Here is a 25,915-nt window from a genome sequence, read left to right on the forward strand (position 1 = left end):
GTCTTATATTTATTTTTTTTACTGCTAACTATACGGTAACGGCATACATTTTATTTCGTAGCTCTTTTATTTTTGCATCTTGCATGTATTCATCAAAAGTGGTATATCTATCAATAACACCATTTGGTGTCAATTCCACAACTCTGTTTGCAACCGTTTGAGCAAACTCATGGTCATGAGTAGTAAATAAGACAGTTCCTTTGAAATTTTTCAAGGAATTGTTAAAAGCCGTAATACTTTCTAAATCCAAGTGGTTCGTAGGTTCATCCAACATCAATACATTGGCACGCATCATCATCATACGGCTTAACATACAACGTACCTTTTCACCTCCTGATAACACATTAGACTTTTTCAAAGCCTCTTCTCCACTAAATATCATTTTACCTAAAAATCCTCTAATATAAACTTCTTCTCGTTCTTCTTCTGTTTTAGCCCATTGACGCAACCAATCTACTAGAGTTAAATTATTTTCAAAAAACGCACTATTGTCTAATGGCAAGTATGATTGATTTGTAGTAATTCCCCAAGCAAATTTACCAGAGTCTGCTTTTTGATTATTATTTAAAACTTCATAAAAAGCTGTTGTAGCTCTTGAATCTTTTGAAAACACTACAACTTTATCACCTTTTGCCAAATTTAAATCCACATCTCTAAATAAAGTTTCACCATCTAAAGAAGCTGCTAAACCTTCAACATTTAAAATTTGATCACCAGCTTCACGTTCACGCTCAAAAATAATAGCAGGATAACGACGACTGGTACGTCTAATTTCTGAAATATTCAATTTATCAATCATCTTCTTTCTACTGGTAGCCTGTTTACTTTTTGCCACGTTAGCCGAGAAACGACGGATAAACTCTTCAAGCTCTTTTTTCTTTTCTTCAGCCTTTTTATTCTGTTGCGCATGTTGTCTTGCAGCTAATTGCGATGATTCATACCAAAACGTATAGTTTCCAGAAAAGTGGTTGATTTTTCCAAAATCAATATCAGAAATGTGCGTACAAACAGCATCCAAAAAGTGGCGATCATGCGATACCACAATTACACAGTTGTCATAATTTGCCAAAAAGTTTTCCAACCATGAAATGGTTTCGTAATCCAAATCATTGGTAGGCTCATCCATAATAAGCACATCAGGATTTCCAAAAAGCGCTTGTGCTAAAAGCACTCTAACTTTTTGCTTTCCATCTAAATCTTTCATTAATGAATAGTGTGAATCTTCTGAAATACCTAAATTAGATAATAAGGAAGCTGCATCGCTATCTGCGTTCCATCCATTCATTTCTTCAAATTCAACTTGAAGTTCACCAATCTTTTCGGCGTTCTCGTCCGTGTAATCGGCATAAAGTGCATCAATTTCTGTTTTTATCTTAAACAACGGCTTATTTCCCATGATAACCGTTTCAAGCACTGTGTGCTCATCATACAAATTATGATTTTGTTCAAGAACTGACATGCGTTTCCCAGGTTCTAGATGCACCTGACCAGAGGTTGGCTCTTGTTTTCCTGCTAAAATCTTCAAAAATGTAGATTTTCCTGCACCATTGGCACCTATGATTCCGTAACAATTACCTTGATTAAAACTGGTACTAACCTCATCAAAAAGTATGCGCTTACCAAATTGGACTGATAAATTAGAAACTGATAACATATCTTATTCTTTAAATTTTTTGCAAAAGTAGAAAATTACTGCCATAAAGTGAAGTAAAACCTTTGTAATTAATATTTAACAACGTATTAACAAGACTTATTAATCACAACATCTATTTTTGTTACAAGAATATATGCTATATATAACTATGATGGGATTTATAAAACGGTTAAGCCTAGTACTTTTTATGGCTTTAAGTTTTGTATCATGTAAAGATGACACAAAGGAAAAAGATGACAATTATGCATATTTGGGTGGTGAAATTATAAACCCAAAGAAGAACTTTGTTATCCTATCTAAATCTGAACAAATTCTTGATACTGTTACTCTAGACGCTAACAATCGTTTTTTATACAAAATTGAGCAGTTGGAAGATGGCCTCTATACCTTTAAGCTACCTGCTGCAGAAGGGTTAGAATTTCAAATGGTATTATTGGAGCCCAAAGACAGTATTATGTTTCGCTTAAACACCCTCGAGTTTGACGAATCCTTGGTTTACACGGGAGTTGGTGCTAAAAAGAATAATTATTTAATTAATCTCTTTTTGGATGGTGAAGTTGAAGACAAAATCATATTAGGATATAGTCAACTACCAGCTGATGAATTTCAACGCCTGCTAGATTCAATAAGAGATCACAAACTCAAAAAGCTTAAAGCATTTAAAGGCAATAATTCTACATCACCATTTTTTAATGAATTGATAGAAGGCACTATAAATTATGATTATTATTTAAGTAAGGAGGTTTATCCATTTGTCAATTATTCCCAAAGCGAAAAAAGAAATTTTGAATCACTTCCTAAAGGATTTTATGATTACAGAAAGCAAATAGATTACAACTACTGTAATTTAATGGACTATTTCCCATACTATTCGTTTTTAAAACATCATTTTGAAAATATCGCTTTAACTGAACACTTTAAAAATTCAAATGATAGCGTTTACAATGTCAAGTCTTTTGATTACAATATGATTCGATTAAGACTTATAGATAGTTTAGTGGTTAATGATTCTATCAGAAACTCGCTATTGGCCCAAACAGCTATTGAATATATCACGAACAGTAAGGATGTTGATAATTATGATGCTTTATTAGAGTCCTTTGTCAATAAAAATTCAAATAAAGAACATCAGCGCTACGTAACAAATATTGTAAAATCCTTAAAAGATTTAAAATCTGGTAATATGTTGCCAAAAGTTGGTGTAATTGATGCCAATGGAAATAAATTAAGTTTGAGTTCTTCAATAAAAAACCCCACTGTGGTTTATTTTTGGTCTTCAACTTATAGATCGCATATTGATAGTCATAAAAAAGCTGATGAGCTTAAACTCAAATACCCAGAAATAGACTTTATAGCCATAAATGTAAATAATGATGATATCAAATTGTGGCGCAATATTATTAAACAATATCGCTATAATACTGATAATGAGTATTTATTAGCAAACCCAAAAGAGGCTAAATATAAATTAGCGATATCTCCGATAAATAAGGTTATGATAATTGATGAGAAAGGTAAAATAGTAAATGCCCATACTAGTATGTTCAACATACGGTTTGAGGAAGAATTATTAGGATTACTCAATAAATAAATGCATTTATAAAAGCAAAAAGCCTCAATAAAGATTGAGGCTTTTTTTATGTTAATTTTTGGGTACTAATTCCCTTTTTTAAAGTCTTCCAAAAACTTCGCTAAACCAATATCAGTTAATGGATGCTTTAATAAGCCTTCAATAGCACTCAAAGGCCCAGTCATAACATCAGCACCTAATTTAGCACAATCTATAACATGCATGGTATGACGAACAGAAGCTGCTAATATTTCGGTGTCAAAAGCATAATTATCATAAATATGACGAATTTCAGCAATCAGGTTTAAACCGTCAGTTGATATATCGTCTAAACGACCTATAAATGGCGATACATAAGTAGCACCTGCTTTGGCAGCCAATAAGGCCTGACCAGCAGAAAATACTAACGTGACGTTTGTTTTAATACCTTTATCTGAAAAGTATTTACATGCTTTTACACCGTCCTTAATCATTGGTAGTTTAACTACTATTTGCTCATGCAATTCAGCCAATGCTTCCCCTTCGCGAATCATCCCATCAAAATCAGTCGCAATTACTTCGGCGCTTACATCACCATCTACAATATTGCAGATATCAACATAGTGCTTCATAATATTATCATGGCCTGTAATACCCTCTTTAGCCATTAAAGATGGATTGGTAGTTACACCATCAAGGACACCTAAATCTTGTGCTTCACGAATTTGGTCTAAATTAGCCGTATCAATAAAAAATTTCATAAAATATTTATTATAAGTTGTGTTTGTTAATGGCGCAAAAGTACAATTAAATGCTAGTTTTTAGGATTTCTTTTTATTAAAAATAGTTAACAAATTAACAGACTATAACTTATAATGATTCATTAGCATTTTTTCATAAACGGTATCTGGAAGAATACGTTTAAGCACAATAGAGAATTTTTGCATAAACTCGCCTACTTTATAATGTACTTTGGGTTTAGATGTGTTGATAATAGCTAGAATAGCTTTAGCCATTTCCAAAGGATCTTTACCTGCATCCACATGATCATTCATCAATTTCAAAGATTTTCCGTAGGTTTCTTTATACGGTGAACCATCCAAAATAGGTGCATGATAACGACCAGATGCAATATTGGTTGCAAAATCGCCAGGAGCTATATTAGTCATTTGAATATTGAAGGGTTTTAATTCCATTCTAAAAGCTTCCGTTACCAGCTCCAATGCACCCTTACTAGCACTATAAATACCACGATACGGCAAGCCCATATAACCTGCAATTGACGTTACATTAATAATTAAACCCGATTGTTGCTCACGCATATACGGCAACACGGCTTTAATAACATTAATAGGTCCAAAAAAATTGGTCTCAAAATTATTTTTTATTTCAGCTTCAGGAATTTCTTCAATTGGCCCAGTAATACCAACACCAGCATTGTTAATTAATACATCTATTTTTCCTGCTTTTTCAACCACTTGATTAATAGCCGTTACAATAGTTTCTGGTTTGGTAACATCTAGTCCTACAATGGGAAATTTACTAGTCACGTACTTCTCTGGTGAACGACTGGTTCCATATACAACAAAACCCTTATCACTTAAAAATTCACCAACCGATTTACCTATTCCAGAAGAACCTCCTGTAATTAATACAACTTTAGACATAAAATAGAATTTCGAGTTTCAAAAGTACAATAAAAAAGGAAAGTTTAGGGTACAAAAAAAGGCAAGCTACCTACATCACACCGCTACGACCACTTACCTTTGCTGCGTTCCCGCCCTGGAGGATTCAGCAGGAGCTGGTTGTGTAGGACTTGCCGAGTGCAAAGATACAATCTTTTAAATTTAACGCAATGATTTTTTAAACTGAATTTTAATAAATATCTTGCTCAAAATAATTAGAAAAACACCATGATTTATAAGTCACTTACAATCATATTTTTAAGCCTTGCTCTAGCTTCCTGTGGCACCGATGTGAGCGAGTTAAAAAAAGATATTACTATTACAACCAATTCTGCAAACAATGCTATTGCGCTTGGTGATAAATTAGAATTATCCTTAAAAAATCCAAAAAATCATGAGATCCAAGGTGTAACTTACACCCTTGATGGCAATCCTATTTCTGCTGCGACTAATATTACGGATGTAAATTTAGGAACCCATGAAATAATAGCTAGTTTTAAATTAGAAGGTGAATCAACCAGTATTACTGAATCTATAACCGTTTTAAATAACCAATCACCTAAAATATATACCTTTAATATTCTCAATGAATATCCTCACGATATCCGCTCTTATACCCAAGGATTGGAGTTTTATAATGGTGAGCTTTATGAAGGAACTGGACAATACCGCGAATCTAAACTTCGTAAGATAGATTATAAAACTGGAGAAGTCCTGAAGAGTATTGATTTAGCCAATGAATATTTTGGTGAAGGTATTACCATTTTAAATAATAAAATTTATCAATTAACCTGGAAAAAAGGTACTGGTTTTGTTTATGATATTGACACTTTTGAGAAAACAGGTAGCTTTAAATACGGTAACAGTTTAGAAGGTTGGGGTATTTGTAATGATGGTTCTAAACTTTACAAAAGTGATGGTACCGAAAAAATTTGGACACTCAATCCTGAAATACTCGTTGAAGAAGGCTATATTCAAGCTTACCATAACAAAGGTAAAGTCGTAGAACTTAATGAACTGGAATGGGTTAATGGTAAAATATATGCTAACCGCTGGAATAAGAATGGTGTTGCCATTATCAACCCAAAAAATGGAGCCGTTGAAGGCGTTATTGATTTTACATCGTTGAGGAACAAAGTTACACAACACCCCAGACTGGATGTCCTCAATGGTATTGCCTACAACACAAACACCAAAACCTTGTTTGTAACCGGAAAGTATTGGGATAAATTATTTGAAGTGGAAATTGTAGAAAAATAAATCATGTCATGCAAACTTTTGAAATCATTAAAAAAGTAACAGCTGATGATTTAGACAGTCTCAACCATGTTAATAATGTACGCTATGTTCAGTGGGTGCAGGATATTGCGGAAAAGCACTGGGTGCATCGGGCTTCAGAAACTGTTTTAAATAACCATTTTTGGGTCATGTTATCGCACCACATTCAATACAAGCAACCAGCCGTTTTAAATGATAACGTAACTATCAAAACTTACGTTATGAATTCAGAAGGCGTGACATCTACACGAATGGTTGAATTTTATAAAAATGACATACTTTTGGCAAAATCAGAGACCAAATGGTGTTTCATGAACAAAACCAACTTAAAACCCACCAGAATATCTGAAACAATCAAAAATTTATTTGAATAATTTTAAAGCCTTCATACGAAATCATCAATTCAAAAGTTATATTTTTGAACAAACCGAAAACTTCTCATGAAACATTTCATTTACGCATTTGTTACTTTTGCTTTATTGGCAACATTAAGTTCCTGCAGAAAAGACTTGGAGTTTTCACCTAGTACTGGCAACTTGGAGTTTTCAAAAGACACCGTATATCTCGATACGGTGTTTACTAATATTGGTTCTAGCACCTATACCCTAAAAGTATATAATCGTAGTAGTGATGATATTAGTATTCCCACAATTCGTTTAGCACGAGGTGAAGACTCTGAATACCGATTAAATGTTGATGGCATGCCTGGAAAATCTTTTCAAAATGTTGAGATTTTAGCAAAGGACAGTATGTTTGTTTTTATTGAAACAACCATTGATATTGATAATTTACCTAATATCGATGGTGAATTTCTTTATACTGATAAAATTGAATTTGATTCAGGAGCCAACAGTCAAGATGTTGATTTAGTGACACTTGTAAAAGATGCTGTTTTTATCTATCCTGATCGTGATAATACAACGGGTATTATTGAGACACTTACCTTAAATATTGGTGGCGAACAAGTAGAAACTGATATTCAAGGTCGTTATCTCATGTCTGATGAATTTACATTTACCAATGAGCGTCCGTATGTAATTTATGGTTATGCTGCTGTTCCCAATGGCGAAATTTTAACTGTTGAAGCAGGTGCACGCGTACATTTTCACGCTAATTCAGGAATTTTAGTATCAGAAGGTGCTTCCCTGCAAGTCAACGGTGATTATAGTGACGACCAAGAACTTTTAGAAAACGAAGTTATTTTTGAAGGTGACAGGCTAGAACCTGCCTTTAGTGATGTACCAGGACAATGGGGTACAATTTGGCTATTTGAAGGCAGTGTCAATAATATTATTAATTACGCAACTATCAAAAATGCTGGCGTTGGTATTTTAAGCGATGGCGAACCTGATGAAACTAATGCGAAACTAACTATTACCAATTCACAAATTTACAACTCCAGTAACTTTGGAATTCTAGGAAGAAACACATCAATCACAGGTGAAAATGTAGTTATCAATAATTCAGGACAGTCTTCATTTGCTGGAACTTTAGGAGGTAAATATAATTTTACGCATTGTACTATTGCCAATTACTGGCGTAATAGTTTCAGGCAATTCCCTGCCCTATTACTGAATAATTTTACAGAAACACCAGAAGCAACCATTATTGCAGACCTAACCGAAGCCAATTTTAATAACTGTATTATTTATGGAAATGACAATCCTGAATTGATTTTAGATGAACTAAACGACAATTCAAATCCGGTTCTTTTTGAGTTTAAGTTTACTAATTGTCTAATTCGTTTTTCTGATCCTAACAACAATTTTACAGATGACAACTACGATTTTGACAATACAGCCTTATACGAAGCCAATATATTCAATGAAGATCCCGATTTCATGGATACTGAAAACAATAAACTCATAATTGGTGAGAATTCCGGTGCTGTTGAAATAGGGAACCCCATATTTGTCAATGGTACAACCCAATTTGATATCTTGAGAGAACCACGACCTACCTCACCAAATCCAGATTCTGGTGCCTATCAACACATCATGTTTTAGATTAACGTCTCGTTAACAACTACTTACTGTTTAAATAGTTACTTTTATTACGCATCAAATGATGCTTAATTTTAATCAAACTAACGAACAGTATGGAAAAATTTATTACACTCGCTTTACTAATAACAGGAATGGCAATTGGCCATTCTCAAACCAATAAAGAATTGGTTGAAAAAGCTTGCTACAATTACATTGAAGGGTTTTACGAAGGTGATACAGCAAAACTAAAAGCAAGTCTACAACCTGAACTCAACAAATTTGGGTTCTGGAAAAATAAAGATACAGGTGAATACAAACAAGTTGATCACATGTCTTTTGACCAGGCACTAGCCTTTGCTGACAATGTAAAAGCAAAAAAGAAATTTCCAAAACCTGACGCACCTAAACAAGTTGAGGTATTGAATATAGGTAACACCATTGCAGCAGCCAAAGTTACTGCATGGTGGGGAATTGATTATATTCTTCTCTCCAAACGTGGTGATAAATGGATGATAGAACAAGTGCTCTGGGAAGGACCTTATGAAGAAAAGTCTTAAATAAAAAAACCTGCTCGTAAGCAGGTTTTTTTTTATTATAGTTATGTTGTTATTAAGCAAACAACGGCAAATTCTGCATCATAGCATTCACCTTTCCTGCAATCGTTTCTAATTTAGCATCATCTTCATAATTCATAATTACCTCATCAATAAGCGCTACGATAGCCTCCATATCATCTTCTTTCAAGCCACGAGTTGTAATGGCTGGTGTTCCCACACGAATCCCAGAAGTTACAAATGGACTCTTATCATCAAAAGGAACCATGTTTTTGTTTACTGTAATATCAGCTTTAACCAAAGCTTCTTCGGCATCTTTACCACTAATATTTTTGTTTCTTAAATCAATCAACATCATGTGATTATCGGTTCCGTTGGAAATAATATGATAATCGCGTTTTACAAAGGCTTCTGCCATAGCAGCAGCATTTTTCTTTACCTGAAGCATGTAATGCATAAAATCATCTGTTAATGCTTCACCAAAGGCAATGGCTTTAGCCGCAATTATATGCTCTAGTGGTCCACCTTGATTTCCTGGAAAAACAGCTGAATTCAAGAGGGTTGACATTTTCTTTAGATTGCCGTTTTTTAATGTCAAACCAAACGGATTATCAAAATCCTGACCCATCATAATCATTCCTCCACGTGGGCCTCTTAAGGTTTTATGTGTTGTTGTGGTAACAATATGGCAATGTGGTAACGGATCATTTAAAATTCCTTTAGCTATTAATCCTGCTGGATGTGAAATATCAGCCAACAAAATCGCACCAATTGAGTCTGCTATCTCACGGAAACGTTTAAAGTCCATATCACGCGAATAAGCCGAAGCACCAGCAATAATTAATTTTGGTTTATGCTTTTCAGCCATTTCTGCAACGTGATCATAATCTATAATACCTGTTTCTTTTTTTACGCCATAAAAAACCGGATTATATAATTTTCCAGAAAAATTAACAGGCGACCCATGGGTTAAATGTCCTCCATGCGACAAATCAAAACCCAAAATAGTATCACCCGGTTTTAGGCAAGCGGCAAACACAGCTGTATTGGCTTGACTTCCCGAATGTGGCTGTACGTTTACATATTGGGCATTAAACAAGGTTTTAGCTCTATCAATCGCTAATTGTTCAACTTCATCAACCACCTTACAGCCGCCATAATAGCGTTTTCCTGGGTAGCCTTCGGCATATTTATTAGTTAATACAGAACCTGCTGCTTCCATCACTTGGTCGCTTACAAAATTCTCCGATGCAATAAGTTCTATACCGTGAAGCTGACGTTCTTTTTCAGCCGCTATCAATTCAAAAATTTGTTCGTCGCGTTGCATAAATTTTGGTTATAGTTAAATCGAAGTCAAAAATAACAAAACCATTAGTTTAATTCTTCAAAAAACATATATTTACTCCAAGAAGTTTTGCACAGTTGTAAATAACTTCATCGAGCCTATATTTTATGATTAAAATTAGTTTAAAAATAAAAAGTTATGTAGGTTTGACTAGATTTATCAACCATTAAATTAATACAATACTATGCCACTTTCAGCCAACAATCCAGATAGAAAGTCTTGGTTACATGTCGATAAAAATTCTGATTTTCCTATTCAAAATATTCCGTTTGGTGTGTTTTTAACGCGCGACGATATTATTACTATTGGAACACGAATTGGTGATACAGCCATTGATTTGGGCGCCTTACATCAATTAGGCTATTTTGAGGGTATTCCGTTAACCGATGATATCTTTCTACAAGATTCTTTAAATGATTTTATTGCTGATGGTAGAAAAACATGGCGTTCAGTAAGAAACCGTATAGCACAGATTTTTGATGCTGAAAACCATACACTTAAAAACAATAAGCAGCATAAGGAAATTGTTCTGTTTCGTTTAGATGAAATTGAAATGCAACTCCCTGTGCAAATTGGTGACTATACCGATTTTTACTCGAGTATTGAGCACGCAACTAATGTTGGCACCATGTTCCGTGATCCGGAAAACGCTTTAATGCCAAACTGGTTACATATTCCTGTGGGTTACCATGGTAGAAGCAGTTCAATTATTCCTTCTGGAATACCAGTACATAGACCACAAGGTCAAACCTTACCTGCAGATAGTGACACGCCTGTTTTTGGACCAAGTAAGTTGGTGGATTTTGAATTGGAAATGGCCTTTATTACAACCGATGCCAACGACTTGGGTGAACCGATTCCAATTGAAGAAGCCGAAGAGTATATTTTTGGACTGGTACTGTTTAATGATTGGTCCGCTCGTGATATCCAAAAATGGGAATATGTACCACTAGGACCATTTTTAGCAAAAAACTTTGCCTCATCCATTTCGCCGTGGATTGTGACTTTGGATGCCCTAGAGCCTTTCCGCGTAGAAAGTCCTAAACCATTAAAACCACAACTACCCTACTTACAATATAAAGGCAAAAAGAGTTATGATATTAATTTGGAAGTAGCCATTAAGCCTAAAAAAGCAAAAGAAACGGTTGTGAGTAACTCCAACTTTAAATATATGTATTGGAATATGTGTCAACAATTGGCACACCATACTGTAAACGGTTGCCCAGTAAATTCTGGAGATATGATGGGAAGTGGCACGATATCTGGACCAACACCAGACTCTTATGGCTCTATGTTAGAACTGACTTGGCGCGGCGAAAAACCGCTTAAAATGAATGATGGTTCAGAACGAAAATTTATAAACGATTACGATACGGTTATTATGCGTGGTCACTGTGAAAAAGATGGTACACGCATTGGTTTTGGAGAAGTATCAACACAGTTATTACCAGTGTATAACCCAAAAAAGAATAAATAATTTTAACTTGATAATATATTTGGAACTCCCAACATCAGTTGGGAGTTTTTTTATGTATGGTCAGGTCGATAATCTTATTTAGTGTTTAACTCACCAAAAAAACCATCCAACATATTTTGTTGCTTGGGTGTTGACACATCGCTTTTTGATATAATTAACTGACCGTTTTCAATTTTAGCAACTAATCCTACTAAAGTTAAATACTCGTCAATTGGTATTTCATTTGCGCCTAATATATACATATTGAAAAATTCGGTTGGATTGGTGCCACTCAATTTTCCATATAACTCTTGAAGTTCATTTAGTGTATATGTATTGTTGCTTCCACCATATTTTTCAAATAACTGCCTCATTAAATCGTCTATGCTTTTTTCATTATTTGTGGCATTTCTGATAATCAAGTCTTGCGACATGCCTACCAACATTCCACCTGCATATACCAAACCCCAATGGTCATGCTTTTTTTCACCATCTGCCATCGCATAGATTCCAACTCCCTCGTCATCATGATATCGTTTATAAAAAAAACTACTTAAAAAATCTAAATAGGATTCATCTGTTAAAAAATTCACGTGATGCAAAGCTTTCAACGTATAATAATTTGTAAAACCTTCCTTAAACCATTCGGTATCATCAGATACTGGACTAAAAGATTTACCGCACCATAGATGAAAAAATTCATGAGCAAAAATGAACCTTGAAAAAGTTTTCGATAAATCATCACCATTTTTTTCAATTAGCACACTCACATTGTTACCAAGAGCTTCGCCATCTGTTTTCTCCGATGAGCTAATAACAACCACAGATTTACGCAAGGGATTATCTGGACTCGGATTAGGAATTCCGCCCATAAGCTCAATATAATAATCCAATACACCTTGAGCTAGTTCCTTGAGTTCAGTTTCCTGATTCATAATATCTGTAGAACCCAAAGCAAAAACCAGCTCAAAATCATCACGTTTAAGTGATATTTCTTTGTGATTTCCAGCGAAAATCAGTGCTGTTAACAAATCAGTAATGTTTGTTGCCTGAAAACTATTCGTATTTTCAGCACTTTTAGACCATGGATTGGTTACTGCCCAATCCTTGGGTATGTTAAACCTTACATTAATATTGGTTAGGTCATCACCGTTAAGTATAAATAAGGTCCTACCCGTATAGAAAACTCCTAAATCTGTTGCATAAGCCACCGCATCTATACCACTACTCCAGTCATAGTTTTCATGATCTAAATGAACATCATAACGTAATCTTATTTCCGTATGTATTGGCGCATTAATTTTCCATTGGGCATCATCTAAAACTTGTACAGACAATAATTGCTCTTGTTTGTCCATAACCTCTAGGTTGCGTACAAAGGTTGCCCATCTATTGGGTAGATTTGATGCACCCCAACCCATATACAACAAGCTATCCTTGAGTGTGAATCTGGATTCTATTTGAGCGAATTTAGGATTGCTTTTATGAATTGTTATGGTGTAGGTGGTTGCTTGTTTGCTATCAATTGTTTCAGCATTCGATTCAATACTAAACAACATTAAGGCAATAAACAGACTTGCGATGTGTAATCGGGTGAGTTGATTTAAAAACATGTTTTTTGATTTGATGAACTACTATATGACTAAAATTGTCAATTTTTGTTACAACCCATCTAGCTTTGAGTTGGTTTCCAGGTGTAACTTTTATGAACAATCTTCCAAGCCCCTTCATATTTCAACAATAAAAAATAATCTGTATAAATTCTATTGGGCACTAAAATTTCCACCTTGGCAATGGCCGCATCGTTTTCGTAATCGATAGAAATAATACGTCCAATACGATTACTTTTTTTCCCTTCTTTTACATTAGATACATATTGTGCACCAGAACGAATACGCAAGCTATCTTCTTCGGTTACGGTATAGAGATTAAAGTCTGGATGAAAAGCCTTTTTTAATTTTTCCGGCTTTCCATTTTGTGTGCCGTCAATGTACAACATTAAGGTTTCTGAAATCTCTTGAATATCTGTTGTTCCGCTTTGGCTTTGAGCACTAATAAGGTTTAACGAAAGAACAAAAAGAATGGATAGAATTGTGTTTTTCATGATATAAAATTTAGTTTACTGGTTTTGTAATGTTTTAACTACCTGTGTTGCTACAGAAACAGTTGAAGATGGATCCTGACCGGTGATAAATTGACCATCTACAACATAAAAGTTATCCCGTTTCTTTTCAGAATAGCGAAAATCTCCTTTGTTTTGCTTTATTTTTTCTTCAATAGAAAACGGAAAAGTTTTATAATACGCAGCATCTTTATTTTCGAATATATCTGGATAGCCACTAATCTGCTTTCCTTGGTAAAGCGGCTCACCAGTTTTTGTCTTTAAATTGGTAATGCCTGCAGTACCATGACATACAGCTGAAATAATACCATTATTCCTGTAAATAGCTTCGGCTATGCTGTTAATTGTGGTGTTATTGGCTATTCCAAACATGGCTGAACCACCACCACTGTAATATACTGCATCGTAATCTGAAGGATTGATATCTGTAGGGCGAAAGGTGTTTTTTAATGCCTTCATAAATTTGGTATCATTTAAGTAATGGTTCTGAATGGAATCTGATTTAGAAATATACCCTATAGGTATCGCACCACCATTTGGACTTATAAAATCAATAGAGTAGCCGTGTTTTACAAACACATCATAGGCCAATACAATTTCTCCAAAATGATTGGCAGTCTTTTTATTGGAGTTCCCATAAGTTTCCTGATTGGAAGTCACAAATACTATTAGCCCAGATTGTTTATGTTGGGACAAACCGTTAGATGCTATAAATAGCATTAAAAAAGAAATTACAAATGTTCGCATATCTATTTAAGTAATATTTTAAAGCAAATATGAGAAAACCTAATGTCTTGTGGGTTCTAACTTATCAAGTAGAAGTTCTAATTTATAATATCACACTTATTTTGCTAATGATTTTTGGTAGTCGGAAGGTGTTTGTCCGGTTACTTTCTTAAAAGTAGTGTGAAAAGTCGATTTCGAGTTAAAGCCACATTCGTAACCTATTCCTTCAATGGTATATTGGTTTGTTGACTTCAATAGCTCTTTGGCTTTTTCAATACGCAATTCATTGATAAAAACCGAAAACGATTTATTGAGGTTATTATTTAAAAACTGCGAAAGCTGATGCTTTGAAATGTGCAATTCCTTGGCAGTACTGGCTAAAGTTATTTTAGGGTTTAAATACAAGCCCTGTTCCTTGACTTGTTTGATTCTAGTAGCAATAAGTGCAACTATTTTGGCATCAATTTTATTGTTCTTATATTTTTCCTTTTCCTCAAAAAACGTGGCTTCCTTTTTATTTCTGAACACAAAAAGCAGTACAATTAAATACATTACAAATGAAAAGGACAATGCACCAACAATATACGAGGTATACGAGGCTATATTGTAAGCAAACCAAATTACCGAAACCCCAGAAAATATACTTAACAACCAAATCTCTATACTTTTAAGCCTATCTTTTTTTTCAAACGCAATTTTAAAAAGTGGTTTTACATATTTAAAGGATAAAACAATATACACCAACCATTGCAGGTAAATGCCTCTTACAATATACCGACTCCATATTGGACGATGCTCTATGTACGGATAGCTTATACCCAAAAGGGTAATCCCAATTAAGTAGGGTAAAACATGAACAGTCCATGCTTTCGTTTTTTGTGTGGTTTGCGACTTGAGATAGAGGTACAAAAACGGCCCAATTAAAATACAGGCCGAAAGCCCAATTTGAATAAATACACCGGACAATCCTGGATTAAAAAAATAAAACACCGATTTAATAATCCGGATGCTTAAAACCAACAACAACAAAGCCAAAAAATAGTTAGAAAATTTTTTCTTCTCTGCAATTACAGCAAAATAAATAGCTAGTATAAACCCGTTAAAGGCTCCCAACGCACTAAAGAAAAAAATAATTTGGCTGTCAAAATTCATTAGGGCGAAGTTAGTTTTTTAAACTAAAACTGTCAAAAAAGTTATTTCTTATAAACTTCTACCCGTTTATAACCCAAAAAAGAATAAATAATTTTAACTTAAACACATAAAAAACTCCCAAATTAAAACTTGGGAGTTTTTTTGTTATCAATAAATATATTAATTTTTGAAAAGCTCTAAAGTTTAATTATTTGTTAATTAGCTTTTCTAAATTTAAATTTAAAACTAATAACCCACCAAATATTTCTCTATCCTTACCCATAACTTCATACAGGGCAGAAACCCCATAATCAAAACGTATTTCCAATTCCAAAAATTTATAAATTGTTGCACCCATTCCTAATTGTAATCCTATATGACTACTTTCAAAAAAATCTGTTATTTCTTGGTTTTGAAATTCAGCATTTAGGAGGAATGAAAACCTTGGTCCTAAAAGTAGATAAAAACCCTTATTGTATTCTTTTCCAAAACTATATTTAAAACTCGGATTAATATCAATAAAACTGAAATTAACAGGTATATCACCACCCATGATTTTTTGATTGTATGCAATTAATGCTTTCGCACCTATGTGATCAGTAAACCCATAGTCAATGTATCCACCAAAATATAAACCAATTTTAGAAGTACCTACTTCATCAGAACTTATTCCACAATCACAATAAACCTCGTACTGATTTCCTCCTATTGCAACACCATAACTCAATTCTTGTGCTTTAGAAAACATAGCAGTTAATAATAAAGTTACAAATATAATTTTCTTCATATATAAACTTGATAAAAATTCCTTAAACATAACAACAATACCTATCTGTCAAAAAATATTTTTATAAACTTATAGGCAAAGTGTATTTACGCCCTTTATTTTGCTCCTGTAGATAAGTCATTAAGGGTTCAAAATAATCGAGCATGGGTTTAGCACTCATACCACTACCAATATTGCTTTGCAACAACTCACGCCAATCGCAGTTCGCTCCTACTTCCAACACGCCTTTTAAAAAGTTACCTACCTCTTGACTGCCATAATAGTTGGTAGCATGTGGATCTTGGTTTAAGATGTTTTTAGCAATATGGTTGTGAAACTGAAATAATAAAATATAGGAAACCGCATAATCGTAGTACTGCGCAGCATCGTTATTAATGTGGGTTTTAGAGGCAGCATCGCAGTATGCTTCTCCTCTATCGGTTGGTGGCACCATGCCTTGGTATTTTTTAGCGAGTTCCCACCACTTGGCATTAAATTGATCTTGGGACAGGTTTTCGGCATAAAGCGCATTTTCAAACTCCGTCATCACACCTGCAGAAAATGGTAAAAACACCACATAGTTTAAAGCCTCTTTTAATAGGTTTTGAGTTTCATCAATTTTCGTATTGGCATCTACCAGTCCTTTTTCGGCTAAAAACGGTTTTTGCATAGCTGCTAAACCTAACAAACTACCAATAGCCTCGTGATACCCTCTATTGGCACCATTACGTAATAATGGTGGCACATCTGGATTGGTATATGCTTGAAAATAATAAATATGTCCTAATTCGTGATGTATGGTTTCGTAGTACTCGGCTGTTGGTTCAACACTCATCAGGCAACGCAAATCGTTTTCCAGATTCATGTGCCAAGCTGATGCGTGGTTGTTCTTTTTATAAGTAGCATCTTCAGGCAATGGATACATACTCGATTTTTCATAAAAACTTTGTGGTAAGGCATCAAAACCTATACTCTTATAAAAATTCTCACCTTCTTTTACAATCCATTCTGGGTCTTTATCTTCTAATGCACTATCAATATCCAATCCTTCCACATTAACTAAAGCACTCCAATCTTGTCCCCAACGATTAGGCAACCAATGTGCTGGTATGTATTCAGGAACTTCTTGTTTATATTTTTTAGCTAATTCATATCGTGCCCAAGTATGTAATTCACGATATAAGGGCCAGACTTCCTTAACCATTTGATTCATTTCTTGTAGCATCTCCTTTCTATTCATACCATAATCAGACACTTGATAGGAAAAATAATCATCATATCCCAAAGCTTGAACGGTTTCGTTTCGTAATTTTCGTAAATTTCCTAAACCGTCCTTTAGATCCTTACCGACTGCCTTTGAACTTTCCCAATTAGCAAGGCGTTCCTTTAAATTGGAAGACTCACGCAATACGCCATCAATTTCTCCTGTTGTCACAGACTTACCATCTACCTGATAATCGAATCCAAACAAAGTTTCATTTTGCGCATTTTCGGCAGCTATGCGTTTTGATACCAATTCTGAAACCGTTTCTGGATTATTAGCAGCAGCATACAGAATGGTATTTAATTGACGAACTTGTACAATATCCAGACTGTCTTTATTCTCTAAAAATTTTCGGGTTTTTTCAATATTTTCAGTACTTCCAGTAAATTTAGCAAAGGCTTCGTTTGCCTGCTGTACTTTGTAAGCATTGGTTGTGTCACCTGAAACAATTCTAGTATTCGCATCCCATTCCGCTAAAGATGAATTGTAATATAACCTAGTGAAGTTCTGGGTGTAATCATCCAGGAAAGCATTAACGTCTGCTTGGATACTTACTTTAGTGACCTCTTGTTTTACTTCTTTTTTACAGCTCGCAACAATTATTAATAGAGCAAACAATAGGAATGTATTTTTCATTTCAAGAGTTTTTTTGATTAGACTGCTGAAAATACGAAAAATAGCTGGATTTTGGTATTTATGCCTTTTAGAAAATGAAAATAAAGCACATACGTCAGTTCGAATAATTTTTCTCAGAAAAATTGTATCGAGAAGTATTTTGTTTGTCTAAATTCTTATTCTCGATACAAATTTCAATCATAAAATGTTGAAATTCACTCGAAAAGCCGAATAGGATTTAAACAAATTTTTGTAAATCCACAGTATTTATAGCACCATGACTAGCATGTGCTACGGTCACACCATTTTTAATGACTAACAGTTGCGGCGACTCGTGCATCACTTGAAATGTATAACCTACTTCGTTGGATACATCACGATAGGACAGTAAATCTAAATAATACAAGTCCAAGTCGTTTTCATTTAAATCATAGCTTTCCACAAACTGATTCATTACCATACGACTAATACCACAGCGTGTAGAGTGTTTAAAAACAACCTGTGTTTTAGTTTTAGATTTCTCGGCTATATGTTGTAGTTGTTGGATATCGTTTAACGGAATCCATGGTAGTTGTTTTTCTTCTTTTGGTTCAGCTGAACCACCAAATAATTTGTTTAAAATGCCCATAAAATTTCATTTTCTATCATTCCGTACTTGATACGGAATCTACCTTTAGAATCATTTAAGTCGTTAAGTTTTTAAAATCTTACAACTGACTAAACGTCACTGTTCATCTGCTTTTATCGGACATTTTGTCTGTTGTTTTGAATTGGTAAGATAATTGAAATAGACCTATCAAACAACACAACATTTAAAAGAAATTAAATAATATGAATTTTAATAATTATACTATAAAATCACAGGAAGCCATACAGCAAGCACAGCAGCTTGCGCAGAGCTTCGAGAATCAACAAATAGAAAATGAGCACATTTTTAAAGCCATTTTCAATGTTGATGAAAACGTTTTACCTTTTATTCTAAAAAAACTGAATGTAAATGTAAACGTATTAGAACAAGCTTTAGATAAACAACTGGAGAGTTTCCCTAAAGTATCTGGTGGTGACATCATGTTGTCACGTGATGCAGGAAAAACATTAAATGAGGCATCCATCATTGCTAAAAAAATGAATGATGAGTATGTTTCGGTTGAGCATTTAATTTTAGCGGTTTTTAAATCGAAAAGCAAAATAGCACAAATGCTCAAAGACCAAGGTGTTACCGAAAAAGCCCTAACAGCAGCCATTGAAGAGTTGCGTAAAGGCGACCGTGTAACATCACAGAGTCAGGAAGAAACATATAATTCGTTAAGTAAATATGCTAAAAACCTCAACCAATTAGCTAGAGATGGTAAGCTAGATCCTGTTATTGGTCGTGATGAGGAGATAAGACGTATACTTCAAATTTTATCACGAAGAACTAAAAATAATCCGATTTTAGTTGGTGAACCAGGTACCGGAAAAACAGCCATTGCCGAAGGTTTAGCGCACAGAATTATTGATGGTGACGTTCCTGAAAACTTAAAAGAAAAACAAATTTTTGCTTTAGATATGGGAGCGCTAATTGCAGGTGCTAAATATAAAGGCGAGTTCGAAGAACGCTTAAAAGCCGTTATCAAAGAAGTAACGACAAGTGAAGGTGATATTGTACTCTTTATTGATGAGATTCACACACTAGTTGGTGCAGGTGGTGGACAAGGCGCTATGGATGCTGCCAATATTTTAAAACCAGCTTTAGCGAGAGGTGAGTTAAGAGCCATTGGTGCCACTACCCTAGACGAATACCAAAAGTATTTTGAAAAGGATAAAGCGCTAGAGCGTCGTTTCCAAAAAGTAACGGTGAATGAGCCAGATACCGAAAGTGCTATTTCAATATTACGAGGTATAAAGGAAAAATACGAAACACATCACAAGGTTCGTATTAAAGATGAGGCTATTATTGGTGCTGTAGAATTATCAGAGCGTTACATTACAAACCGTTTTTTACCAGATAAGGCTATTGACTTAATGGATGAAGCTGCTTCTAAATTACGTATGGAAATCAATTCCAAACCAGAAGAATTGGATGTTTTAGATCGTAAAATCATGCAGCTAGAAATTGAAATTGAAGCCATTAAGCGTGAGAAAGATGAAGCCAAGTTGAAATCATTACGTTCAGAATTAGCTAATTTAAAAGAGGAACGCAACGAGATAAACGCCAAGTGGAAAAGTGAAAAAGAAGTGGTTGACAATATCCAAACAACTAAATCGGATATTGAAAATTTCAAGCTAGAAGCCGAACGTGCCGAGCGTGAAGGCGACTATGGTAAAGTAGCCGAAATTCGTTACGGCAAAATAAAAGAAGCACAAGAAAACTTGGAAAAGCTTCAAAAAGAATTGCAAGAGAATCAAAGTGATAATTCACTTATAAAAGAAGAAGTCACTTATGATGATATTGCAGAAGTCGTAGCAAAATGGACAGGTATTCCAGTAACCAAAATGTTACAAAGTGAGCGCGAAAAACTATTAAAGCTCGAAGACGAATTGCACAAACGTGTGGTTGGCCAAGAGGAAGCTATTGAAGCTGTTAGTGATGCTGTAAGACGTAGTCGTTCTGGATTGCAAAACCCTCAAAAACCTATTGGAACATTCTTGTTCCTTGGTACAACAGGCGTTGGTAAAACTGAATTAGCAAAAGCTCTGGCAGAGTATTTATTTGATGATGAAAATGCTATGACACGTATTGATATGAGTGAGTATCAAGAGCGTCATGCTGTGAGCAGATTAGTTGGTGCGCCTCCAGGATATGTAGGTTATGACGAAGGTGGTCAATTAACAGAAGCTGTAAGACGCAAGCCATATTCAGTAGTCTTACTAGATGAAATTGAAAAGGCACATCCAGATACCTTCAACATTTTATTGCAAGTATTAGATGAAGGGCGATTAACAGATAACAAAGGAAGAATTGCCGATTTTAAAAACACGATTATAATCATGACCTCTAATATGGGTAGTCATATTATTCAAGAACGTTTTGAAGCTACAAAAGATATCGAGGCTGCTATGGAAGTTGCGAAAGTAGATGTACTAGCTTTATTAAAACAATCGGTAAGACCAGAATTTTTAAATCGTATTGACGATACCATAATGTTTACACCGTTGACCAAAGAAAACATTACCGATATTGTTGGTTTACAATTAAAAGGCATTACCAAAATGATTGCACAACAAGGTATCACTTTTGATGCAACACCGGAAGCTGTTGCCTATTTAGCTGAAAAAGGTTACAATCCAGAATATGGTGCAAGACCTGTAAAACGTGTCATACAAAAAGAAGTACTTAATCAATTGAGTAAGGAAATTTTATCAGGTCACGTAACGACAGATAGCATTATACTTTTAGATGCTTTTGATGATAAATTAGTCTTTAGAAATCAAGGTGATTTAGTAGTAGAAGAATTTTAATATGAGTAAGCGTAATAAATTTCAAACTGTTACGTTTTCATAATAGTTGGTTAGTTAGTTTGAAAGAGCAATACAAATCTTGAAAAAGATGCGGATTGCTCTTTTTTATTAAAATGTTAAACAAACTATAAATTCAATCTATAATTTTATTGAATTCGTACATAATTACAAAAAAATGTAATAAATTAAAAATGAGCAAATTGAAAAAAATATGCTTACCGTTCATCTAAAACTTACCTAATCATGCAATAAAATATGCAGTTTATCGTATTTTTACAACACTTAACCTAAATTTACTATGAAAATTAATAATTATATAGACCATACACTTTTAAAACCTTCTGCAACGCAAAAGGATATCAAAAATTTATGCGCAGAAGCCAAAAAGCATCGATTTTATGCAGTTTGTGTCAATAGCTCTTACGTAGCTTATGCAAAGCAGCTAGTTTCAAAATCTAATGTTAAAGTATGTACAGTAGTTGGTTTTCCTTTAGGTGCCTCCACCACTGAAACAAAAGTATTTGAAGCTAAACAAGCTATCGCTCAAGGTGCTGATGAAATTGATATGGTTATGAATATTGGCATGATGAAAAGTGAAAATTTTGTTAGCGTTTACAAGGATATTCGTGATGTAAAATTGGCTATTGGAAAAACTCCATTGAAAGTAATTATTGAAATTAGTGAATTATCTAAAAATGAAATTGTCAAAGCAGCGCAAATTTGTTTGGATGCTAAAGCTGATTTTATAAAAACCTCTACTGGTTTCTCAAAAGGCGGAGCTACCTTAACCGCTGTGAAAATGATTAAAAAAACAATAAGAAATCAAGCAAAAATTAAAGCATCTGGAGGTATTAGAGATTTAGAAACTGCAAAAAAATACTTAGATTTGGGTGCTGATAGAATTGGAACGTCTTCTGGTGTCAATATTCTATTGGAAAGCAAAGCACAAATTCAAGAACCCGTAATATGAGTGTACATATTGAAGCCAAAAAAGGAGACATTGCAGAAACTATTTTATTACCAGGCGATCCCTTACGAGCTAAATGGATAGCCGAAACGTTTTTAGATAATCCGGTTTGCTTCAATAGAGTTCGGAACATGTTTGGTTACACAGGAACCTACCAAGGCAAGCGTGTTTCAGTAATGGGAACAGGAATGGGAGTTCCAAGCATTTCTATTTATGCACATGAATTGATAAATGAATTTGGCGTCAAAAACCTAATACGTGTTGGTAGCGCAGGCTCTTACCAAAAACATGTGAAAGTACGTGATATTGTATTAGCCATGGCTGCATCATCAAATTCTGGTGTTAACGAATTACGCTTTGGTGGTGCTGACTATGCTCCTACTGCCGATTTTGGGTTATTCCAAAAAGCAGTAGAAGCAGCAAAAGCTAAAAATATACCGTTAAAAGCCGGTAATGTGTTTACCTCTGATGAGTTTTATGCCGACAATTTCGAATCGTACAAAAAATGGTCAAAATTTGGCGTGCTGTGTGTCGAAATGGAATCTGCAGGACTTTATACCATTGCTGCAAAACACAACGTTAATGCCCTATCCATATTAACCATTTCTGACTCTTTAGTTACCGGTGAACGTACTACAAGTAAAGAACGCGAATCGACATTTAAAGAAATGATAGAGATAGCTCTAGAACTCGCCTAGTTTTTTAACAAATATTTAAAAGCCTTATAATCAAAGTGTTTCTATATTTGGTTAAACATCAATCAATCCAATTATGAAACAACTGACCACTCTATTTCTTTTAATCGGTTTAATTTTTTCCTCCTGTAAAGAAACTAATAAAGAAATCACTACAAAACCAACCGAAGAACCTATAAAGAAAGAAGTTTATTTTTACTCATCAGATAGCGTAAAAGTTTATGCAGATTTCTATCAACAAGATTTAGATGCGCCAAACATTATACTCTTTCATCAAGGTGGTGCCAATGTTCGTTCTGAATACAAACCTATAATTCCTAAACTATTGGAGTCTGGCTATAATATTTTGGCTGTAGATCAGCGTGTTGGTGGACAATTACTCGGTAACTACAACAGAACAGTTGCTGATATTGATATAAATCGGTTTGACTATTGTGATGCCTATCCAGATTTAGAAGCTGGCCTGAAATACATGAAAAACACCTCAAACACTGGTAAGATTATAGTATGGGGAAGTAGTTATAGCGCTACACTTGCTATTAAACTAGCTTATAATAATCCGGATACTGTTGATGCTGTTTTAGCCTTTTCACCGGCTTCAGGAGAACCCATGAATGGCTGTCAACCCAACCCATATTTTGAATCAATAAAAACACCCATGCTCCTGTTAAGACCAAGTAGTGAAGCTGCCATTGAAAGTGTAAAAACGCAAATGGCTTTAGCTGAAGAATTTGGACATCAAACATATGTTGCTCAAAATGGCAGACATGGCTCATCAATGCTTGTGGAAGAACGCGTTCAAGCTCCAGTCACTGCTAACTGGAAAGTAGTCATGGATTTTTTAAACAAACACAAAAACTAATATATGTCGTATTTAAAACGTGGGCTGTTACTATTATTCTGCTCTTTTTCTTTTCTTAATTGCCAAGATAAAAGCATGCAAGACTCAAGTACTAAAAGCAGTATTTCGACCTATTATTTCATTCGTCACGCAGAAAAAGACAGAAGTGATAAAACCAATCGTAATCCTCATTTAACTGAAATAGGTAAAGCTAGAGCTAACCATTGGAGCAATATTTTAAAGCATGTGAAATTTGATGCTATTTATTCAACTGATTATAATAGAACTAGAGAAACAGCTCATCCAACAGCACGTGCCAATAATTTAGACCTTACAATTTATGACGCTAGTGCCATAAACGGCGAAAAATTTATGACAGATAATAATGGAAAAACAGTTTTGATTGTTGGTCACAGTAATACCACACCAGAATTTGTAAATACTATGATTGGAGAAAATAAGTATGACGATATTGATGACAGTAATAATGGAAATCTATACATAGTTACCATTACCGATTGCGTCATTTCACATCAGGTACTAGAAATTAATCCACGTTAATGTTTTTAAGTTCAATTTTAGAAAGAAGTTCTAATTCACCTTTCTCAAACAATTCGTCTAACTGACTAACAGATAATTTCGACTGTTTGGGTTTGTAATTATTATAATCCACAAAGCGTAAGCCATTAATATATCGTTCATTATAAGCTTCGCGAAATCGAAATCCGGTACCATCAGTCTCATTATATGAATAAGCTAAATAATCTACTTTAAAAGATTCTTGGTTTATCCAGTAAACAAATACATCTTCAAAATCTTCACCACCACCATCTTGATTAAAAGTAACCTTTACTATGTAATATGCTTTGTTCTTAATGTTTTTTTCTTCCAATAGTACTTTATTCACAGCAGCATCATTTAATCCATAAGGCAGCACCGAAAAATAATGTACCGAATTAACTGAAGCACTATAACGAGATAGCATACTGTCTGGAACCTTTACCGGCTTATTGTTTTCATGCCTCTCAAAACCTTTGTTGGTTAAAAAATCAGTGATTTTTCTTGTTGAATCTTTGAATGTTCTCACTAACTTAAACGTACCTTGATTTCTTTCGGCATAATAATGTTTGTCTCTAAAATCAAATTCAATAATTGAACTATCAAATTTTGCACCTCCAGAAGCTTCAATAGATTTATCAATGACGTCTTGAGCAGATAGATATTTGGCAGACTTTTGGTCACACCTTAATAAGGTGACTATACAGCATAATACTAAAAGATACTTCATAAAGGCATATTTTACCATTTTAAGTCGTAAAGCTATTGAATACTTACTTTAATCCTTCAGAAAATAATCATAAATTATATACCTTTGAAGTTCATGCAGAAAAAAATTAACATACAGAATAAAAAAGCGCGATTTCAGTACGAAATACTTGATAAATACACAGCTGGTATTGTATTGACTGGTACTGAAATAAAATCCATTAGAAATAGTAAAGCATCAATTGCTGAAAGCTTTTGTGAGTTTAATGACAGGGGTGAATTGTTTGTCATAAACATGACTATTGAAGAATATCTATTTGGCAACTACTACAATCACAAACCAAAAGCTGAGCGCAAACTACTTTTAAATAAACGGGAATTAAAAAAGCTTGAAAAAGAATCTCTAAATACTGGATTAACTATCATTCCTTTGCGTTTATTTATTAATGACAACGGGTTTGCCAAGCTAGAAATTGCCTTGGCTAAAGGTAAAAAGTTGTATGATAAACGTGAATCTATAAAAGATCGGGAAAATAAAGTACGTTTAGATCGCATAAAGAAAAGTTTTTAAAACA

At 34.3% G+C, this 25,915-nt stretch carries 24 protein-coding genes and 1 other RNA gene; 12 read left to right on the forward strand and 13 right to left on the reverse strand.

Translation table 11 applies throughout. The features are described 5' to 3' along the window. Positions 1-28: 28 nt before the first annotated feature. Positions 29-1,654 (reverse strand): ABC-F family ATP-binding cassette domain-containing protein, encoded by a 1,626-nt coding sequence (locus tag C1S72_RS12520; protein ID WP_104736066.1) that lies wholly within the window; start codon positions 1,652-1,654, stop codon positions 29-31. A gap of 133 nt (positions 1,655-1,787) precedes the next feature. On the opposite strand from C1S72_RS12520, the gene C1S72_RS12525 reads away from it, so the two are divergent. After that, positions 1,788-3,245, forward strand: coding sequence for a TlpA family protein disulfide reductase (locus tag C1S72_RS12525; RefSeq protein WP_230401649.1), 1,458 nt, complete (start codon positions 1,788-1,790; stop codon positions 3,243-3,245). A gap of 65 nt (positions 3,246-3,310) precedes the next feature. On the opposite strand, the gene fsa is transcribed toward C1S72_RS12525, so the two are convergent. The 3 genes from fsa to ffs form a co-directional block, all read right to left on the reverse strand. Then, the gene (fsa, locus tag C1S72_RS12530) at positions 3,311-3,964 is read right to left on the reverse strand and encodes a fructose-6-phosphate aldolase (RefSeq protein WP_104736068.1); all 654 of its coding nucleotides are present in this window, start codon (positions 3,962-3,964) and stop codon (positions 3,311-3,313) included. A gap of 102 nt (positions 3,965-4,066) precedes the next feature. After that, entirely contained in the window at positions 4,067-4,870 is an 804-nt protein-coding gene (locus C1S72_RS12535) for an SDR family oxidoreductase (RefSeq protein ID WP_104736069.1), read from the reverse strand. Between the two features lie 56 nt (positions 4,871-4,926). Next, positions 4,927-5,025, reverse strand: an RNA gene (ffs, locus tag C1S72_RS12540) — signal recognition particle sRNA small type. Between the two features lie 91 nt (positions 5,026-5,116). Between ffs and C1S72_RS12545 the strand changes: the two genes are divergently transcribed. From C1S72_RS12545 to C1S72_RS12560, 4 genes are all read left to right on the forward strand, one after another. Continuing rightward, positions 5,117-6,148 carry a glutaminyl-peptide cyclotransferase gene (locus C1S72_RS12545; RefSeq protein ID WP_104736070.1) on the forward strand — a complete coding sequence of 344 codons (1,032 nt, stop codon included), beginning with the start codon at positions 5,117-5,119 and terminating at the stop codon, positions 6,146-6,148. A gap of 8 nt (positions 6,149-6,156) precedes the next feature. Continuing rightward, positions 6,157-6,540, forward strand: coding sequence for an acyl-CoA thioesterase (locus C1S72_RS12550; protein WP_104736071.1), 384 nt, complete (start codon positions 6,157-6,159; stop codon positions 6,538-6,540). Positions 6,541-6,606: 66 nt separating this feature from the next. Further along, entirely contained in the window at positions 6,607-8,172 is a 1,566-nt protein-coding gene (locus C1S72_RS12555) for a hypothetical protein (RefSeq protein WP_104736072.1), read from the forward strand. A 92-nt stretch (positions 8,173-8,264) separates the two neighbouring features. After that, positions 8,265-8,708: a nuclear transport factor 2 family protein gene (locus C1S72_RS12560; RefSeq protein WP_104736073.1), complete on the forward strand. Its 444-nt coding sequence runs from the start codon at positions 8,265-8,267 to the stop codon at positions 8,706-8,708. A 52-nt stretch (positions 8,709-8,760) separates the two neighbouring features. On the opposite strand, the gene glyA is transcribed toward C1S72_RS12560, so the two are convergent. Continuing rightward, positions 8,761-10,032 carry a serine hydroxymethyltransferase gene (gene glyA, locus C1S72_RS12565; RefSeq protein WP_104736074.1) on the reverse strand — a complete coding sequence of 424 codons (1,272 nt, stop codon included), beginning with the start codon at positions 10,030-10,032 and terminating at the stop codon, positions 8,761-8,763. A gap of 202 nt (positions 10,033-10,234) precedes the next feature. Between glyA and fahA the strand changes: the two genes are divergently transcribed. After that, positions 10,235-11,527, forward strand: a complete 1,293-nt coding sequence (fahA, locus tag C1S72_RS12570; protein WP_104736075.1) for a fumarylacetoacetase — start codon at positions 10,235-10,237, stop codon at positions 11,525-11,527. Positions 11,528-11,601: 74 nt separating this feature from the next. On the opposite strand, the gene C1S72_RS12575 is transcribed toward fahA, so the two are convergent. From C1S72_RS12575 to ytxJ, 7 genes are all read right to left on the reverse strand, one after another. Continuing rightward, the gene (locus tag C1S72_RS12575) at positions 11,602-13,119 is read right to left on the reverse strand and encodes a M61 family metallopeptidase (RefSeq protein ID WP_104736076.1); all 1,518 of its coding nucleotides are present in this window, start codon (positions 13,117-13,119) and stop codon (positions 11,602-11,604) included. A gap of 59 nt (positions 13,120-13,178) precedes the next feature. Continuing rightward, positions 13,179-13,610, reverse strand: coding sequence for a nuclear transport factor 2 family protein (locus tag C1S72_RS12580; protein ID WP_104736077.1), 432 nt, complete (start codon positions 13,608-13,610; stop codon positions 13,179-13,181). 15 nt (positions 13,611-13,625) lie between these two features. After that, a complete protein-coding gene (locus tag C1S72_RS12585; RefSeq protein ID WP_104736078.1) occupies positions 13,626-14,375 on the reverse strand; it encodes a type 1 glutamine amidotransferase domain-containing protein in 750 nt (249 codons plus the stop codon). A 96-nt stretch (positions 14,376-14,471) separates the two neighbouring features. Then, positions 14,472-15,506: a helix-turn-helix domain-containing protein gene (locus tag C1S72_RS12590; RefSeq protein ID WP_104736079.1), complete on the reverse strand. Its 1,035-nt coding sequence runs from the start codon at positions 15,504-15,506 to the stop codon at positions 14,472-14,474. A gap of 187 nt (positions 15,507-15,693) precedes the next feature. After that, entirely contained in the window at positions 15,694-16,272 is a 579-nt protein-coding gene (locus C1S72_RS12595) for a porin family protein (protein WP_162919984.1), read from the reverse strand. A 61-nt stretch (positions 16,273-16,333) separates the two neighbouring features. Next, positions 16,334-18,151 carry a M2 family metallopeptidase gene (locus tag C1S72_RS12600; protein ID WP_104736081.1) on the reverse strand — a complete coding sequence of 606 codons (1,818 nt, stop codon included), beginning with the start codon at positions 18,149-18,151 and terminating at the stop codon, positions 16,334-16,336. A gap of 217 nt (positions 18,152-18,368) precedes the next feature. Continuing rightward, on the reverse strand, positions 18,369-18,758 hold the full coding sequence (gene ytxJ / locus C1S72_RS12605; protein WP_104736082.1) for a bacillithiol system redox-active protein YtxJ: 390 nt from the start codon (positions 18,756-18,758) through the stop codon (positions 18,369-18,371). Positions 18,759-18,961: 203 nt separating this feature from the next. On the opposite strand from ytxJ, the gene clpB reads away from it, so the two are divergent. The 5 genes from clpB to C1S72_RS12630 all read left to right on the forward strand — a co-directional run bounded on the left by clpB (position 18,962) and on the right by C1S72_RS12630 (position 24,635). Then, entirely contained in the window at positions 18,962-21,571 is a 2,610-nt protein-coding gene (gene clpB / locus C1S72_RS12610; protein WP_104736083.1) for an ATP-dependent chaperone ClpB, read from the forward strand. Between the two features lie 298 nt (positions 21,572-21,869). Further along, positions 21,870-22,541, forward strand: coding sequence for a deoxyribose-phosphate aldolase (gene deoC / locus C1S72_RS12615; protein WP_104736084.1), 672 nt, complete (start codon positions 21,870-21,872; stop codon positions 22,539-22,541). Then, positions 22,538-23,236, forward strand: a complete 699-nt coding sequence (deoD, locus tag C1S72_RS12620; RefSeq protein ID WP_104736085.1) for a purine-nucleoside phosphorylase — start codon at positions 22,538-22,540, stop codon at positions 23,234-23,236. The genes deoC and deoD overlap by 4 nt, the downstream gene beginning before the upstream one ends. A gap of 73 nt (positions 23,237-23,309) precedes the next feature. Further along, positions 23,310-24,095 carry an alpha/beta hydrolase gene (locus C1S72_RS12625; RefSeq protein WP_104736086.1) on the forward strand — a complete coding sequence of 262 codons (786 nt, stop codon included), beginning with the start codon at positions 23,310-23,312 and terminating at the stop codon, positions 24,093-24,095. A gap of 75 nt (positions 24,096-24,170) precedes the next feature. After that, the gene (locus C1S72_RS12630) at positions 24,171-24,635 is read left to right on the forward strand and encodes a SixA phosphatase family protein (RefSeq protein WP_230401650.1); all 465 of its coding nucleotides are present in this window, start codon (positions 24,171-24,173) and stop codon (positions 24,633-24,635) included. On the opposite strand, the gene C1S72_RS12635 is transcribed toward C1S72_RS12630, so the two are convergent. Beyond that, positions 24,622-25,362, reverse strand: coding sequence for a DUF6503 family protein (locus C1S72_RS12635; RefSeq protein WP_104736157.1), 741 nt, complete (start codon positions 25,360-25,362; stop codon positions 24,622-24,624). The genes C1S72_RS12630 and C1S72_RS12635 overlap by 14 nt on opposite strands. Before the next feature lie 93 nt (positions 25,363-25,455). On the opposite strand from C1S72_RS12635, the gene smpB reads away from it, so the two are divergent. Next, complete coding sequence (gene smpB, locus C1S72_RS12640; protein ID WP_104736088.1) at positions 25,456-25,911, forward strand: SsrA-binding protein SmpB; 456 nt, start codon at positions 25,456-25,458, stop codon at positions 25,909-25,911. Positions 25,912-25,915 lie beyond the last annotated feature (4 nt).

The organism is Hanstruepera ponticola (assembly GCF_002940745.1).
Taxonomy (GTDB): Bacteria; Bacteroidota; Bacteroidia; order Flavobacteriales; family Flavobacteriaceae; genus Hanstruepera; species Hanstruepera ponticola.

Bases quoted from the DNA above. Each gene is read 5' to 3' on its own strand.
- C1S72_RS12535 (WP_104736069.1), bottom strand. From the start codon at position 4,870: ATGTCTAAAGTTGTATTAATTACAGGAGGTTCTTCTGGAATAGGTAAA.
- deoD (WP_104736085.1), top strand. From the start codon at position 22,538: ATGAGTGTACATATTGAAGCCAAAAAAGGAGACATTGCAGAAACTATT.
- C1S72_RS12590 (WP_104736079.1), bottom strand. From the start codon at position 15,506: ATGAATTTTGACAGCCAAATTATTTTTTTCTTTAGTGCGTTGGGAGCC.
- C1S72_RS12545 (WP_104736070.1), top strand. From the start codon at position 5,117: ATGATTTATAAGTCACTTACAATCATATTTTTAAGCCTTGCTCTAGCT.
- glyA (WP_104736074.1), bottom strand. From the start codon at position 10,032: ATGCAACGCGACGAACAAATTTTTGAATTGATAGCGGCTGAAAAAGAA.
- smpB (WP_104736088.1), top strand. From the start codon at position 25,456: ATGCAGAAAAAAATTAACATACAGAATAAAAAAGCGCGATTTCAGTAC.
- C1S72_RS12625 (WP_104736086.1), top strand. From the start codon at position 23,310: ATGAAACAACTGACCACTCTATTTCTTTTAATCGGTTTAATTTTTTCC.
- C1S72_RS12520 (WP_104736066.1), bottom strand. From the start codon at position 1,654: ATGTTATCAGTTTCTAATTTATCAGTCCAATTTGGTAAGCGCATACTT.
- deoC (WP_104736084.1), top strand. From the start codon at position 21,870: ATGAAAATTAATAATTATATAGACCATACACTTTTAAAACCTTCTGCA.
- C1S72_RS12580 (WP_104736077.1), bottom strand. From the start codon at position 13,610: ATGAAAAACACAATTCTATCCATTCTTTTTGTTCTTTCGTTAAACCTT.
- C1S72_RS12560 (WP_104736073.1), top strand. From the start codon at position 8,265: ATGGAAAAATTTATTACACTCGCTTTACTAATAACAGGAATGGCAATT.
- C1S72_RS12550 (WP_104736071.1), top strand. From the start codon at position 6,157: ATGCAAACTTTTGAAATCATTAAAAAAGTAACAGCTGATGATTTAGAC.
- fahA (WP_104736075.1), top strand. From the start codon at position 10,235: ATGCCACTTTCAGCCAACAATCCAGATAGAAAGTCTTGGTTACATGTC.
- C1S72_RS12555 (WP_104736072.1), top strand. From the start codon at position 6,607: ATGAAACATTTCATTTACGCATTTGTTACTTTTGCTTTATTGGCAACA.
- C1S72_RS12630 (WP_230401650.1), top strand. From the start codon at position 24,171: ATGCAAGACTCAAGTACTAAAAGCAGTATTTCGACCTATTATTTCATT.
- C1S72_RS12525 (WP_230401649.1), top strand. From the start codon at position 1,788: ATGCTATATATAACTATGATGGGATTTATAAAACGGTTAAGCCTAGTA.
- C1S72_RS12635 (WP_104736157.1), bottom strand. From the start codon at position 25,362: ATGAAGTATCTTTTAGTATTATGCTGTATAGTCACCTTATTAAGGTGT.
- fsa (WP_104736068.1), bottom strand. From the start codon at position 3,964: ATGAAATTTTTTATTGATACGGCTAATTTAGACCAAATTCGTGAAGCA.
- C1S72_RS12585 (WP_104736078.1), bottom strand. From the start codon at position 14,375: ATGCGAACATTTGTAATTTCTTTTTTAATGCTATTTATAGCATCTAAC.
- C1S72_RS12600 (WP_104736081.1), bottom strand. From the start codon at position 18,151: ATGAAAAATACATTCCTATTGTTTGCTCTATTAATAATTGTTGCGAGC.
- ytxJ (WP_104736082.1), bottom strand. From the start codon at position 18,758: ATGGGCATTTTAAACAAATTATTTGGTGGTTCAGCTGAACCAAAAGAA.
- clpB (WP_104736083.1), top strand. From the start codon at position 18,962: ATGAATTTTAATAATTATACTATAAAATCACAGGAAGCCATACAGCAA.
- C1S72_RS12595 (WP_162919984.1), bottom strand. From the start codon at position 16,272: ATGAAGAAAATTATATTTGTAACTTTATTATTAACTGCTATGTTTTCT.
- C1S72_RS12575 (WP_104736076.1), bottom strand. From the start codon at position 13,119: ATGTTTTTAAATCAACTCACCCGATTACACATCGCAAGTCTGTTTATT.